Origin of the sequence: Vibrio sp. 10N.286.46.A8 (assembly GCF_041470165.1) — a bacterium.
Lineage (GTDB): Bacteria > Pseudomonadota > Gammaproteobacteria > Enterobacterales > Vibrionaceae > Vibrio > Vibrio tasmaniensis_A.
The window spans coordinates 1-13,869 of sequence record NZ_JBFRLX010000107.1 but is presented as its reverse complement, the minus strand read 5'-3'; the positions used below and the strand labels follow the sequence as shown (position 1 = coordinate 13,869).

Genomic DNA, 13,869 nt, shown 5'->3' with positions numbered 1-13,869 from the left:
CTTGAGCACCGTGCCACATAACCTTTTTAGGAACACAACCAACGTTTACACAAGTACCACCAAGGTCTTGAGCTTCGATAAGTGCAACTTTTGCACCGTGCATTGCTGCGCGGTTAGCTGATGCGATGCCGCCTGAACCGCCGCCGATACAGATGTAATCAAAATGAGTCGCCATTACTTTCTCCATTTATTGAAGGCTGTGGGTACAGTGAGCGCACTGAACACCTACGTCCTATAGATTCTTAAATTGTCTAATTATTATATTGAGGGCAGATCGGTTGAACTCAATCTCCCTGTTTAAAATTTATTCGTGTACGTCACAATCTGCTGAATATTCGTCAGAGCATGACGTTAAGTTCGAGATTACTCGGGTACGATCCACTCTACTTTGAAGTGACCGGTTGCCGGCGCAATTGCTTCCTTCAAGAATGGAAGAATTTCGTTCATTTGGCTTTCTAGCTTCCAAGGCGGGTTGATAACAATCATGCCTGATGCTGTCATGCCACGCTCATTGGTGTCTGGTGATACGCCAAGTTCGATTTGTAGAATCTTGTTAATGCCTAAGCCTTCAAGTCCTTCAATCATGTCTTCGATATCACAACGGTTTACCACCGGGTACCAAATTGCGTAGATACCGGTTGCCCAGCGCTTATGGCTCTGAGCTATCGCAGTCACAACATCACGATACTCTTTTGCCAGCTCGTAAGGTGGGTCGATCAGCACCAAACCACGACGCTCTTTTGGTGGCAGGCTGCCTTTTAAGCGTTGGAAGCCATCTTCTTTATAGATAGACACCTGACGATCGCGGTGGAACTCTTGCTCAAGCAGCGGGTGGTCTGCAGGGTGAAGTTCGGTCAGTACCATGCGGTCTTGATCACGCAGGTGTGCACGTGCAACACGTGGTGAACCTGGGTAGAAACGCAGTTTTTCGCCATTGTTGAGTGCTGAGATAGACTCAAGGTAGCTTTGAATGTCTTCAGGAAGTTCTGTTTGTGCCCAGACGCGTGCAATACCTTGCTTGTATTCGCCCGTTTTTTCAGACCATTCATGCGTTAAGTCATAACGACCTACACCAGAGTGAGTGTCATGGTAAACAAAAGGCTTATCCTTTTGTTTCAAAGAATTAAGAATAAGGCTCTGTACGATATGCTTTACTACGTCGGCATGGTTGCCCGCGTGGAAGCTGTGGCGATAACTTAACAAATTAAACTCTCGTAACACTCTCGAATTAGAGTGTGGTTAGTGTAGGTGGGGTTAATTTGACTATTATAACCCCCAATGGACCATAAATTCTCGAACAATTCAGGAACAGCTGTTCGCAATATGCAGTTAGTTATTGGTTCTACTATTGAAATTTGCCTTCATGGGCACTATTTAATAACTATTCGCAGGTGATTTTTTAGGGCGATCCTTAGCCTGATGACTGTAAGACGACCTCATTACAAAAAAGACGAAAGTCTCTAAAGCCAAAGGAATGTTTATATGTCTAATCCGCTATTAACCTTCACGGACTTACCTCCGTTTTCACAGATCAAACCTGAGCACGTTAAGCCAGCGGTTGAGCAAGTGATTGAAGAGTGTCGCAACAAGATAGAACAAGTACTTGAAGGTAATACTTCACCAAGCTGGGACAACCTCGTTGCTCCGATTGAAGAAGTGGATGATCGTTTAGGCCGCATTTGGTCTCCTATAAGCCATATGAATTCTGTGATGAACAGCGACGAACTGCGTGACGCTTATGAGAGCTGCCTACCAGTACTTTCTGAGTACGGAACGTGGGTCGGCCAACACAAAGGTTTGTTCGAAGCGTATAAAGCGATCAAGGCGAGCGAAGCATTCTCGGCATTAAACCAAGCTCAACAAAAAACCATCACTGACGCACTGCGTGATTTTGAATTATCAGGCATTGGCTTACCAGCGGACGAACAGCATCGCTACGGTGAGATCAGTAAGCGCCAGTCTGAGCTAGGTTCTCAATTCTCAAATAACGTGCTTGATGCAACCATGGGTTGGAGCAAGCAGATCACAGACGTCGCTGAACTGGCCGGTATGCCTGAATCAGCACTGGCGGCAGCACAAGCCGCGGCAGAAGCTAAAGAGCAAGAAGGTTACCTACTGACTCTGGATATCCCATCATACCTACCTGTGATGACCTACTGTGATAACCAAGATCTACGCAAAGAGCTTTACGAAGCTTACGTAACGCGTGCTTCAGATCGCGGTCCAAATGCTGGCAAGTGGGACAACACTGAGATCATCACTGAGCAACTTAAGCTGCGTCATGAGATCGCACGCATGCTTGGCTTTAGCACTTACAGCGAAAAATCTCTGTCGACTAAGATGGCAGAAACGCCAGACCAAGTACTTGGTTTCCTTAACGACCTAGCAGTAAAAGCTAAACCACAAGGTGAGCGCGAAGTAGAAGAGCTACGTCAGTTTGCTGAGAAAGAGTTTGGTGTCTCTGAGCTAAACCTGTGGGACATCGCTTACTACAGCGAGAAACAAAAACAGAACTTGTTCGAGATCTCTGATGAAGAGCTTCGTCCATACTTCCCTGAGTCGAACGCAGTGTCTGGTTTGTTCGAAGTACTAAACCGTGTGTTTGGTATGTCTGTGACTGAGCGTGAAGGTGTGGATACATGGCATGATTCAGTGCGCTTCTTCGACATCTTTGATGCGACAGGCACATTGCGCGGTAGCTTCTATCTAGACCTATACGCACGTGAACACAAACGTGGTGGCGCTTGGATGGATGACTGTCGCGGTCGTCGTATTACTGAATCTGGCGAGCTGCAAACGCCAGTTGCTTACCTAACGTGTAACTTCAACAAGCCGGTTGGTGATAAGCCAGCACTGTTTACTCACGATGAAGTGGTGACCTTATTCCATGAATTTGGCCACGGTATCCACCACATGCTAACGCAAGTTGAAGCGGGCGCAGTTGCGGGTATTAACGGTGTGCCTTGGGATGCGGTTGAGTTACCAAGTCAGTTCCTAGAAAACTGGTGTTGGGAAGAGGAAGCGCTGTCATTTATCTCTGGTCACTTCGAAACGGGTGAAGCCTTACCAAAAGAGATGCTAGAGAAGATGCTAGCGGCGAAAAACTTCCAATCTGCGATGTTTATCCTGCGTCAGCTAGAGCTTGGCCTGTTCGATTTCACACTGCACACAGAATACGATCCAGAAGTCGGTGCTCGCGTACTAGAAACGTTAGCCGACGTTAAGTCTAAGGTTTCTGTATTGCCAAGCCTTGATTGGAACCGCTTCTCACACAGCTTTGGGCATATCTTTGCTGGTGGCTACAGCGCGGGTTACTACAGCTACCTGTGGGCAGAAGTGTTATCGGCAGATGCGTTCTCAGCATTTGAAGAGGAGGGTATCTTCAACACTGAAACCGGTAATCGCTTCCTGAACAACATCCTTGAAATGGGTGGTAGTGAAGAGCCAATGGAGCTGTTCAAACGCTTCCGTGGTCGTGAGCCTCAAATCGACGCGATGCTGCGTCATGCGGGTATCAGCGCTTAATATTGTGCTAGTCAGAATGTGAAAAGAGCCTCCTTGTGAGGCTCTTTTTGTATCGATTTATCAAACGATTATGGATTTACATTGCGGTTGATAGGGTTCTGCAATGAAATCAGTGTCTCAGTCGATTGAACCTCGTCAATCGCCTGCAATTTATCGATCAGTACGAACTGTAACTCTTCGATCGATTTACACATCAGTTTAACGAAAATGTTGTAGGCGCCAGTGGTGTAGTACGCCTCAACCACTTCATCTAATGCATTCAGTTTGGCAATGGCTGAGTGGTAATCACGAGCTGCATTGAGGTTGATACCAATAAAACAACACACGTCGTAACCAAGCTTCTTGGTGTTTACCACAACCTCGGTTCGCTCAATAATGTCGGCTGATCTCATCTTTTCGATACGAACGTGAATCGTCGCGGGGCTGACATCGAATTTCTTTGCCATTTCAGCATAAGGCGTGCGCGCATCTTCCATTAAGGTTTTGAGAATGGCACGGTCTAGATCATCCAGACGAGCTGTAGTTGTGGACATGCATAATCCTTAGGGTGAATAAAAAACATACCGGCTTTAGTACACATCATAGCCAAGGGTGATAATATTAGCAGCAACTATAGTGTTAGGGTGAATTCAGTGCGATTTTCGTTGTTTTTGATTGTTATGTGTTGGAGTGCTTTTGTTTCAGCTCAAACAAAAGATGTGTTGGTTATTCACTCTTATCATCAGGGTTTTTTCTGGACTGATGATTTCCACAAAGGATTATCAGAAGAACTGGAGCGTGATCGACTATCGTATCGAGTTGTTTATTTGGATAGTAAACGAACTCAAAACCCAGAATACTTAGAGCGCGTTTATCAGCTTTATCACACCAAGTTGATGCATGAAGAATTTGCTGCGGTTGTAGTCAGTGACAATAACGCCCTTAATTTAATGAAGCGCCTTGCGCCCGATCTCAAAGATACGCCAGTAATCTTTGGTGGTATCAACAATTTTACTCCTGAAATGATTGAAGGTTTGAATGCGACGGGCATTACTGAAGATATTGATTTATTGGGTAATATTGAGCTAATTAAGCGTCTTCAAACAAACATAAAGAAGATATACATTGTTACTGACCATTCAGTAACAGGTGAGGCTATCCGCTCACAAATTGATCGTTCTATTGAGGCTCACCCCAACTTTTCCGATTTGCTGGAGCACTATGTGCCTGACTCTTACCAAGAGTTAATTGCGTTTTCTCAGCGAACCGATCTAGATCAGAGCTTACTCTTTTGGGCATATTATCGCGATGCTAAAGGCAACGTGAGTAGCGTCGAAGACTGGCGACAATTGAACATTAAAACCCAAATGCCACTGTATATGGTGCACGATTTGGGGTTGGGTTTTGGGGCGATAGGCGGTGTTATTCAAAGTGGTGAAACGCAAGGTCGAGATACGGGACGTGTTTTACTAAAGGTATTAGCAAACCCAAATGAACCTCTGCCTTTAGTCGCACCTGGCGCATCGGAAATTAAACTCGACTACCAACAGATGTCACGCTGGGGGCTGGGAACTGAGAATGAAGCTTCAATTACTTTTCTCAATAAGCCTCAGTCATTCTTGGTGCGTTATCACGATGAAATTCGAACAATAGGTTTGCTGTTTCTGGTTATGTCGTGTGTTATTGCGACCTTGGTTTACTACCTCAACCGCCTCAAGAAAAGTGAGCGTGCTAGCCGACAAAGCCAGCTGTTACTAGAGTCGATATTCGATCAAAGTCTACAGTACATGGGTATTCTTGATAAAGGCGGTGTACTGCTGTCGAGCAACAGTAAGCTGCATGAGCTTCTTTATAATCAAGGTTATAAATTAGGAACACCTCTCCAAGAATATTGGGAGGGTGCCGCTGGCGAAGTGCTGAAGGAGTATTTTGCTGAAAGGGATGATTATCCAACCCTACGATTTGAGGCTGAGGTATGGTGCCGTGATCGTGGTGGAATGGTGCTAGATATCTCTTTAAAGCCGATGCCGAACAGTGAAGAGGACACCATTCAGTTCTTATTTGAAGCTCGTGATGTTACCTCACGAAAGCTTGCTGAGAACAAATTATTCCAACGTGAAGCGAATCTCAAACTGTATTACGACAAGCAGCCGGTGATGATGATTACACTGGATGTCAATAATCGCATTCAGCAAGTGAACCAGTTTGCTGAAGAATTACTAGGTTATCCACTTGATCTGCTTTTGGGGCATCGCCCTAGAGAATTTTATGTGGATGAGAACGCGATGATTCCTCGTCATATCTTGTTGCAACCACAGCACAAAATTCGCGGCGTGTGGCGTCGTGATATCGAGTATCGTCATGCGGACGGTAGAACGATCTGGATTCGTGAAAATATTCGTCCATTGGTCGACTCGGGTCAGCTGTTGATTGTGGGAGAGGATATTACTGAAACCCGCGAACTTTCTGAAAAGTTAGAATACCAAGCGCGTTATGACCTGCTTACAGACACTTTCAACCGCAACCACTTTGAGCAAGAGCTACAAAAGGCGCTGAAAGAGGTCGAGAGTCATATGAGAACTCATGCGATGTTGTTCTTAGATTTGGACCAATTGAAAGTATTGAACGATACTGCTGGGCATGAAGCGGGTGATGCCGCGATCTTATTTAGCGCTAATCTGATAGAAGATGTGCTTCCTTACAATGCTGTGTTAGCTCGGATGGGGGGAGATGAGTTTGCGGTATTAATCAAAGACTGTACTGAGCGAGATGCTGTCAATGTCTGTCACAGTATTATATCGATGATGAGTGAGAATCCATTCTTATGGGGTGATATTCACCTCAATCTTACTTGTTCTATCGGAATTCGATTGATTGACCATACTGCCGCTTCATCACAAATGGTGCATGCACAGGCGGATGCCGCTTGCCATGCCGCTAAAGAGGAAGGGCGAAATCGTTATCACCTTTATCATCTAGATGATGAAGATCTGCGCCGTCGCCATTTAGAAATGGAATGCGTTAACTTGGTACACGAAGCCTTAGCCAATGATCGCTTGGAGTTATTTGCCCAACGTATTCTTGGTCTAGAGGGAAATAGCAACAAAATGCACTTTGAGATACTGGTGCGGATCAAGAACGTCCAAGGTGAGTACATTTCACCGGGGATCTTCATGCCAGCCTCCGAGCGCTATAACATCGCGCATTTGATTGATCGCCAAGTCGTCAGTCAGACGTTGAATTGGTTGGAGCAACGCCCACATCTCGTTGATGATTTGGGGATGTGTTCGATAAACCTTTCTGGTCACTCGATGGGTAACCGAGAGTTTGTTGAATTCTTGATTGAAAGTTTGGCGAACTCATCAGTGCCTTGCCATAAGATTTGTTTAGAGATCACTGAAACGGCCGCCATGAGTAATATGAAGCAGGCAATCAAGTTCTTTACTCGAATTAAAGAGCTCGGCTGTTTGATTGCTCTGGATGATTTTGGTTCAGGCTTATCGTCATTCGGATATCTGAAGGCATTGCCCGTTGATATTGTGAAAATTGATGGCCTGTTTGTGCGTGATATTGATGTTAACGAGATGGACTATGTGATGGTTCGTTCGATCAATGATTTAGCGAAGCAGATGGGCAAGCACACGGTGGCTGAGTTTGTTGAAAATACTCAGGTTCTCGATAAGTTGATTGAACTCGGTGTTAACTACGCTCAGGGCTATGTTATTGGCCGACCGAAGCCACTGGCCGAGCTTGTTGAAGAGTTAAGGCAAGAACGAGAGATAGAGTAATTGGTTTAGGTAAGCCGACCGAGCTGTGAATACTTTTCACCGCTAATATGTATTGTTGAGGCAATCAGGTAAACTGGTTGCCTCTTTTGTTTTGAATACTACTGTCTGTTGGAGACGACCTTGCAACTACAACTGATTTGCGAAGATGCTACCCAAATCGATCATCTAAATGACTTAGCGACCCGTTGGAATTTATCTCATGATGAAAACAGCGATTTTGCTTTGGTACTGACTTGCGAGCGACTTGAGCTACGTAAAGTCGATGAGCCTAAGCTTGGCGCTATTTTTGTTGATTTAGTGGGAGGCGCAGTCGGTCACAGACGTAAGTTTGGTGGTGGTAAAGGTCAGGCAATTGCTAAAGCGGCAGGTTTAAACAAAGGTGCAACGCCAACTATTCTTGATGGTACAGCAGGCTTAGGGCGTGACGCATTTGTATTGGCTTCGTTGGGCTGTAAAGTGCAGATGGTAGAGCGACATCCAGTTGTGGCTGCATTATTGGATGACGGCCTGCAGAGAGCAAAAAAAGACCCAGATATCGGCGGTTGGGTTAGCGAACGTATGAAGTTGATTCACGCTTCAAGTCACGATGCGCTGGATAAACTTAGCAACGACCCTAACTTCGAACAGCCTGATGTGGTGTACCTCGATCCTATGTACCCACACCCAGAGAACAAGAAGAAGTCGGCTTTGGTTAAGAAAGAGATGCGAGTATTCCAATCTTTGGTTGGCGCCGATCTGGATGCCGATGGCTTGTTTGAGCCTGCGATGAAGCTGGCAACGAAGCGCGTTGTGGTCAAAAGACCGGATTACGCAGCATGGTTAGACGAGCAAAAACCGAGCATGGCAATCGAAACTAAAAAGAACCGTTTTGATGTGTATGTGAAAGCATCAATGACTTAGAGACACGCTAAGAAAATTTCCCGTCATAAATACGATAAATCACCATTTAACACTTGCGATAGTCGCGTTACGGATGTATATCTAACTAAGAATCATTATTATTCTTAGCTGGAGTTGTAGCATGGCTAAACGCTTTTGTAAGTTAAACCGTCGAGATATCACCGAACACCTAGGAGAGATCCATAGCTTGGTTACTGAACCTAAGTTTGTGTGTCGTTCTTGTGCGCGTTCTTCGGCGGATCAAGCGAACCTATGCAAACCAACAGCAATTCCACCTCTTGGCTGTCAAAATAAACCCGTTGAAGAAAAAGCCGCATGCGGCCTGTTAGCGGAAACATTACCTGTACCAGAGCTATCACTTGCTGAAATCAACGAGACTCTTGAACCTGTTGTCCAAATGTTCGATCCAGCCGTTGCTGATATTGCCGCTGATGTTGTAGATAAAAAAGCATCACAGAAAAAAGCCAAACTGAAAAAACGAATCGATAATGCGAGTGGTGATGAAAAAGCCGACCTCGAGCGAGCGAAGAAAGCGGCCAAAAAACAAGAGAAGTACAATAAAAAACTCGCGAAGATGATTAAGAAGCAGCAAAAACTGTTTAAGAAAAGTCAAAAACTGGAAAGTAACCTTGAACGAATCAACCTACAACTTGATGACGTCGCTTTCACTGAAACCAAGACTCAGGTAGTGAGCCATAGTCACATTCACTGAAACTGGTACGGATAACTTATTGCTACAACGATGATTTAAAAAGAGCGACCTAAGGTCGCTCTTTTGCTTTTTGGGGTTATCCGAGCCAATTCATTTAGCTCTGTTCACTTAGCTTAGTTTAGTTCACTTAGCTCAGTGAAAGCGGTTAGGCGTTGCTTGTGGCTCTCGCAACTCGCTTTTTCACCCATGTCTCGTTGACGAACAGAGAGAACAAGATAACCGCGCCGCCAATGGCCAATCGAACCAAGTCGACGTCTCTGTTCCAAATAAGGATGTTCACTACAAGGCCGGCTGGAACTAAGGCGTTGTTCATTACAGCCAGTGCACCAGCATTCACCATGCATGCACCTTTATTCCACATAAAGTAACCTAGCCCCGAAGCAATCAAGCCAAGGTAAATCAGGATGCCCCATTGAAGCGTGGTTGTTGGCAGCTTCTCAGGGTTACCTAAGAGTATGAAAGCAACCGAAGCGACGCATAACGCACCCAAATAGAAGTAACCAAATACTGTGCGCTGAGGTAACTCTGTCGATTCCTTCTCCATTACTACTTTGTAAGCAACTTGGCCGATAGCAAAGCACAGGTTTGCACCTTGGACTACGAGGAAGCCGACTAAAAAGTTTTCGTTGATACCCGCGAATTTAATGAATACAGCGCCCAACACAGCAATCGCCGCTGTCACTAAATACCACGGAGAGAATTGTCCTTTGAGGAAGTCATAAATAAGCGTGACGTAAATTGGGGTAAAAACGGTAAACAGAAGGACTTCAGGAACGGATAGCAGCAAGAAAGACTGGTAATAGAAGCAGTACATCAGCCCAAGCTGGATACCACCAATAGCCATCAACTTAGCGATCAGCTTGCGCGAGATACCTCGAAACTTCAGGAAAGGAAGAAATACAATGCCAGCAAGGGCAACACGCATTAATACAGAGAACCAAGAATCAACCTGACCAGCAAGGTACACGCCGATCAGGCTAAAAGAGAAGGCCCATAAGAGGGTAACACTAGCTAAATAGCTCATATAAAAACTTCGTTAATAAGATATGAGCTGTATGTTACCTAACCTTAATTCATTAGTCTTCTGAATCTCTTAGAGGCACGACCAGCATATCAACCGGCGAGGCATTGATCAGTTGTCGTGTTGAAGAGAGCAATTTGCTCCAGAAGTCTTGATGGTGCCCACAAACCACTAAATCAACATTGAATTCATTGATGGTGTCACACAGTTCATGACTCAGGTCGCCGCTGCCCACTAAGGTGTGGGTGATAGGGTATTGAGCGTGTTCTGCAAAATTTTGTAGCTGAACTCGAGATGCTTCCATCGCGTTGTGCTGGGTTTCTGCCATGTTGATATCAATAAGGCCGGTATAGAGCTCTGCATAATTAATATCGATATGGATAAAAGAGACTTTGGCTTCCAATGGCTTAGCCAATGCTACCGCTTTATCCACAAGTAATTTGCTGTCATCTGATAAATCGACTGCGACCAAAATATGTTTGTAACTCATATCGCTACCTCTTCTATTCATTGCCTAACTAAAGATTAGCACTATGCAATGCCTTTTTTTGCTGAAGTGATCTCATATCCACTGTCTTGCGTAATGTTTGCTCGAAATATTGGTTAACTAATGGCCTGCGAGATATTCATAAAATAGTGATATAGTAGAGAAAACTGAAGATGTAATTAGGAGTCTTAAATGCTATCAAAAACTATGGTAGAGCAACTGAACGATCAAATTAATCTAGAATTTTTCTCATCCAACCTATACTTACAAATGAGTGCTTGGTGTGAAGACAAAGGATTTGAAGGTGCAGCAGAGTTTCTGCGTGTTCATGCAGTAGAAGAAATGGAACACATGCAGCGTCTTTTTACTTACGTAAGTGAGACAGGTGCAATGCCAATTTTAGGTGCGATTGAAGCGCCAAAACATGAATTTGATAGCCTTGGGGCTGTGTTCCGTGAAACTTACGAACATGAGCAAATGATTACTCAAAAGATCAACAAACTGGCTCACGTTGCTTTCAGCACACAAGATTACTCAACCTTTAACTTCCTGCAATGGTACGTTGCAGAGCAACACGAAGAAGAGAAGTTGTTTAAAGGTGTATTGGATAAGCTAGAGCTTGTTGGTGAAGACGGTAAAGCACTGTTCTTTATTGATAAAGACTTAGCGCAATTGGCAAAAGATGGTTCATCTTCAATTATGGAAGCTCCTGCCGTTTAGGTAGTACGAGAAAGACACTGATTATCTTTTTCTTTTGAGTTTTCTTATGAAGATGTAAGGAGGAAAGGATGATCAGCGGCGACACTATTCTATTTGCACTAATGGTTGTGACTTGTGTGAACTGGGCGCGTTACTTTACTGCGCTAAGAACACTCATTTATATTATGCGAGAAGCACACCCTCTACTATATCAACAAGTAGATGGAGGCGGTTTTTTCACAACCCATGGCAATATGACCAAACAGGTTCGCCTGTTTAGTTACATCAAAAGCAAAGAGTATCACCACCATCACGACGAAGTTTTTACGTCGAAGTGCGATCGTGTAAGGCAGTTATTCATACTCTCTTCTGCTCTGTTAGGTGTAACCTTGCTGTCTTCTTTCATCGTCTAAGTCATTTAGTACGATTGAAGTAGAGCTTAGATTTTTGGTGTAAAGCTTCGGTTGTTGGTTCGCCAAGCCAAACAGTGGCTTGCTGCTGTCTGCAAATTGTACAATTGAACATCAATTGCAAAGTTTAAAATTGCCGCTAAAATAGCGAGCAATTAGTAAGGATGTGCTGTTTATGCACATCCTTTTTTATTGATGGCATTTCGAGAACAGGGCGTACTCGGGCTGCACAAGTGAAGAAAAGCAGAACCACATGAGTGAAAAATTTGATGTAATCGTAATTGGTGCGGGTGCCGCTGGCTTAATGTGTGCTGCGGAAGCGGGCAAACGCGGCCGACGAGTGCTGGTGGTTGATCATGCAAAGAAACCAGGCAGAAAAATTTTAATCTCAGGTGGCGGCCGTTGTAACTTCACTAACTATGATGTTTCAGCCAACAACTTCCTATGTAACAACCCTCACTTCGTGAAGTCAGCCTTATCTCAATACACCAACTGGGATTTTATCTCGATGGTGAGCAAGTACGGTATTGAGTTCGAAGAGCGAGACCACGGCCAATTGTTCTGTGTGAATGACCATACTGCAAAAGACATCGTGAGCATGTTGCTTGAAGAGTGTAAGCAGGCGAAAGTTGAACAGCGCTACCGTTGTGATGTTCACTCAATCGAAAAAACAGACGCTGGCTTTAAGATGCACCTTAATACCGACGAAGTTGAGTGTGACTCACTTGTCGTGGCGACGGGCGGTTTATCGATGCCGAAACTAGGCGCGACGCCATTTGGCTATAAGATTGCTGAGCAGTTTGGTTTGTCTGTGATGCCGACTACTGCGGGTTTGGTGCCATTTACTCTGCATAAAGAAGACAAAGAAGCCTTTGCTGAGCTTTCAGGCATCGCGATTCTTGCCGAGATCACCGCGCAAGACGGTACCTTATTCAAAGAAGCGTTGCTGTTTACTCACCGCGGTTTATCTGGTCCTTCGGTACTGCAAATCTCTTCATTCTGGAAAGCGGGTCAATCGGTTTCTATCAACCTAGTACCTGAAGTAGACGTTGCTGAACTGCTTGAAAATTCTCGCGAGAAACACCCAAATCAGAGCCTGAAAAATACCTTGGCAAAAGCACTACCAAAGCGTTTTGTGGAAGTGCTGATTGATCGTAAAGAGCTTGAAGACAAGCCGCTTAAACAGTTCAATGAAAAGCAGCTTAGTGGCATCGTTGAGCACCTAGAGAACTGGAAAATTGCACCAAATGGCACTGAAGGTTATCGAACTGCCGAAGTGACTCTAGGCGGAGTGGATACTGATCACCTATCTTCGAAAACCATGGAGTGTAAGAGTGTGTCTGGCCTCTATTTCATCGGTGAAGTAATGGACGTAACGGGTTGGTTAGGGGGCTATAACTTCCAATGGACGTGGTCGTCTGGTTGGGTTGCAGGCCAAAACGTATAGCACACTGGCTTTAGGTTTGGATGCTATTATTTTCTTGGGATGAAGTATTATAGGTTACCTGATCTTACCTATTCCATTGTATTAAATAGTTAGTTGCGACCTTGCTAAATTGAAGCTAGCTACGTACATCCAAGCCCGTCTTTACAAATCGTACCGAAGTTGTCTTTTGGCCCAACCAATTTCGATTCAGGTCAGTAAATAATTCATCATCACTTATCCGCTGCCTACTTTTCGCAACTGAATTATAAATTAGCAGGGAGCGTTCTATAGTTGGACTATCATTTAGGTTAATCAAAGGCGGTAATTGAATGAAAAATAAATCAATTATAGTGGCAGGATCCAGCGGCCTTGTTGGCTCTGAGGTGCTCAAAGTGCTACTGAATGACGGTCGAACGGAGCACATCTATTGTGTTCTACGTCGACGTCTGGAATGTGAGCAAACTAAGTTAACTCAGCTCATCAGTAATGACTTACAAATCCAGAAAGAGCAAGTTGATATTCCGCCAACCGTTGGTGTGATTACACTTGGCTCAACAGTTAAGAAAGCAGGCTCAAAAGAAAAGTTACGAGATATTGATGTTAACTTAGTGGTAGAGACTGCCAAAGCAATGAAAGCCATTGGTGTTTCTCGGATTTTTGTTCTGTCTTGCTTAGGTGCTGATGAGAAGTCTCGTTCCCATTATCTTCGGTGTAAAGGGGAGATGGAAAAAGAAGTTATGCAGCTGGGGTTTCAAGAAACTATTTTCATTCAACCCGGGCCTTTAGCTGGCGAGCGTTCGGAAGTTCGAAATGATGAAAAACTTCTACAATTAGTAAGTAAGTTAGTTAAACCTGTCATGAAAGGGAAGTGGGCAAACTATGTTCCTATTCAGGCGAGCACAGTGGCGATGGCACTGGCTAA

At 44.5% G+C, this 13,869-nt stretch carries 13 protein-coding genes; 8 read left to right on the top strand and 5 right to left on the bottom strand.

Annotation, left to right across the window (positions count from 1 at the left end):
• A partial coding sequence (locus tag AB4232_RS11960) for an FAD-dependent oxidoreductase (RefSeq protein ID WP_372087181.1) occupies positions 1-175 on the bottom strand: 175 nt, incomplete at its 3' end.
• Positions 176-363: 188 nt separating this feature from the next.
• Positions 364-1,203, bottom strand: a complete 840-nt coding sequence (locus AB4232_RS11955) for a 23S rRNA (adenine(2030)-N(6))-methyltransferase RlmJ (protein WP_029224298.1) — start codon at positions 1,201-1,203, stop codon at positions 364-366.
• A gap of 279 nt (positions 1,204-1,482) precedes the next feature.
• Here AB4232_RS11955 and prlC point away from each other — a divergent pair, with 279 nt between their 5' ends.
• Positions 1,483-3,525 (top strand): oligopeptidase A, encoded by a 2,043-nt coding sequence (gene prlC / locus AB4232_RS11950; RefSeq protein WP_372087180.1) that lies wholly within the window; start codon positions 1,483-1,485, stop codon positions 3,523-3,525.
• A 68-nt stretch (positions 3,526-3,593) separates the two neighbouring features.
• Here prlC and asnC read toward each other — a convergent pair whose 3' ends face one another.
• Positions 3,594-4,058 (bottom strand): transcriptional regulator AsnC, encoded by a 465-nt coding sequence (asnC, locus tag AB4232_RS11945; protein WP_009848066.1) that lies wholly within the window; start codon positions 4,056-4,058, stop codon positions 3,594-3,596.
• Between the two features lie 126 nt (positions 4,059-4,184).
• Here asnC and AB4232_RS11940 point away from each other — a divergent pair, with 126 nt between their 5' ends.
• The 3 genes from AB4232_RS11940 to AB4232_RS11930 all read left to right on the top strand — a co-directional run bounded on the left by AB4232_RS11940 (position 4,185) and on the right by AB4232_RS11930 (position 8,904).
• On the top strand, positions 4,185-7,292 hold the full coding sequence (locus AB4232_RS11940; protein ID WP_346762942.1) for an EAL domain-containing protein: 3,108 nt from the start codon (positions 4,185-4,187) through the stop codon (positions 7,290-7,292).
• Positions 7,293-7,412: 120 nt separating this feature from the next.
• Complete coding sequence (locus AB4232_RS11935) at positions 7,413-8,192, top strand: class I SAM-dependent methyltransferase (protein WP_065679634.1); 780 nt, start codon at positions 7,413-7,415, stop codon at positions 8,190-8,192.
• 121 nt (positions 8,193-8,313) lie between these two features.
• On the top strand, positions 8,314-8,904 hold the full coding sequence (locus tag AB4232_RS11930; RefSeq protein ID WP_372087179.1) for a hypothetical protein: 591 nt from the start codon (positions 8,314-8,316) through the stop codon (positions 8,902-8,904).
• Between the two features lie 145 nt (positions 8,905-9,049).
• Here the strand turns inward: AB4232_RS11930 and AB4232_RS11925 are convergent, their stop codons facing one another.
• Positions 9,050-9,928, bottom strand: a complete 879-nt coding sequence (locus AB4232_RS11925) for a carboxylate/amino acid/amine transporter (RefSeq protein ID WP_135380879.1) — start codon at positions 9,926-9,928, stop codon at positions 9,050-9,052.
• Between the two features lie 52 nt (positions 9,929-9,980).
• On the bottom strand, positions 9,981-10,415 hold the full coding sequence (gene uspA, locus AB4232_RS11920) for a universal stress protein UspA (RefSeq protein ID WP_009848061.1): 435 nt from the start codon (positions 10,413-10,415) through the stop codon (positions 9,981-9,983).
• Positions 10,416-10,604: 189 nt separating this feature from the next.
• Here uspA and ftnA point away from each other — a divergent pair, with 189 nt between their 5' ends.
• The 4 genes from ftnA to AB4232_RS11900 all read left to right on the top strand — a co-directional run.
• A complete protein-coding gene (ftnA, locus tag AB4232_RS11915; protein ID WP_004735556.1) occupies positions 10,605-11,132 on the top strand; it encodes a non-heme ferritin in 528 nt (175 codons plus the stop codon).
• A 68-nt stretch (positions 11,133-11,200) separates the two neighbouring features.
• Positions 11,201-11,524: a universal stress protein UspB gene (gene uspB, locus AB4232_RS11910; RefSeq protein ID WP_009848060.1), complete on the top strand. Its 324-nt coding sequence runs from the start codon at positions 11,201-11,203 to the stop codon at positions 11,522-11,524.
• Positions 11,525-11,774: 250 nt separating this feature from the next.
• Complete coding sequence (locus AB4232_RS11905; RefSeq protein ID WP_372087178.1) at positions 11,775-12,968, top strand: NAD(P)/FAD-dependent oxidoreductase; 1,194 nt, start codon at positions 11,775-11,777, stop codon at positions 12,966-12,968.
• A 308-nt stretch (positions 12,969-13,276) separates the two neighbouring features.
• Positions 13,277-13,869, top strand: a 593-nt coding sequence (locus AB4232_RS11900) for a nucleoside-diphosphate sugar epimerase (RefSeq protein ID WP_372087177.1), incomplete at its 3' end; no start/stop codon positions are given.

What these genes read in the sequence shown, in the direction of transcription:
- prlC (WP_372087180.1), top strand. Translation starts at nt 1,483, where the DNA reads ATGTCTAATCCGCTATTAACCTTCACGGACTTACCTCCGTTTTCACAG.
- asnC (WP_009848066.1), bottom strand. Translation starts at nt 4,058, where the DNA reads ATGTCCACAACTACAGCTCGTCTGGATGATCTAGACCGTGCCATTCTC.
- AB4232_RS11940 (WP_346762942.1), top strand. Translation starts at nt 4,185, where the DNA reads ATGTGTTGGAGTGCTTTTGTTTCAGCTCAAACAAAAGATGTGTTGGTT.
- AB4232_RS11930 (WP_372087179.1), top strand. Translation starts at nt 8,314, where the DNA reads ATGGCTAAACGCTTTTGTAAGTTAAACCGTCGAGATATCACCGAACAC.
- AB4232_RS11925 (WP_135380879.1), bottom strand. Translation starts at nt 9,928, where the DNA reads ATGAGCTATTTAGCTAGTGTTACCCTCTTATGGGCCTTCTCTTTTAGC.
- uspA (WP_009848061.1), bottom strand. Translation starts at nt 10,415, where the DNA reads ATGAGTTACAAACATATTTTGGTCGCAGTCGATTTATCAGATGACAGC.
- ftnA (WP_004735556.1), top strand. Translation starts at nt 10,605, where the DNA reads ATGCTATCAAAAACTATGGTAGAGCAACTGAACGATCAAATTAATCTA.
- uspB (WP_009848060.1), top strand. Translation starts at nt 11,201, where the DNA reads ATGATCAGCGGCGACACTATTCTATTTGCACTAATGGTTGTGACTTGT.
- AB4232_RS11905 (WP_372087178.1), top strand. Translation starts at nt 11,775, where the DNA reads ATGAGTGAAAAATTTGATGTAATCGTAATTGGTGCGGGTGCCGCTGGC.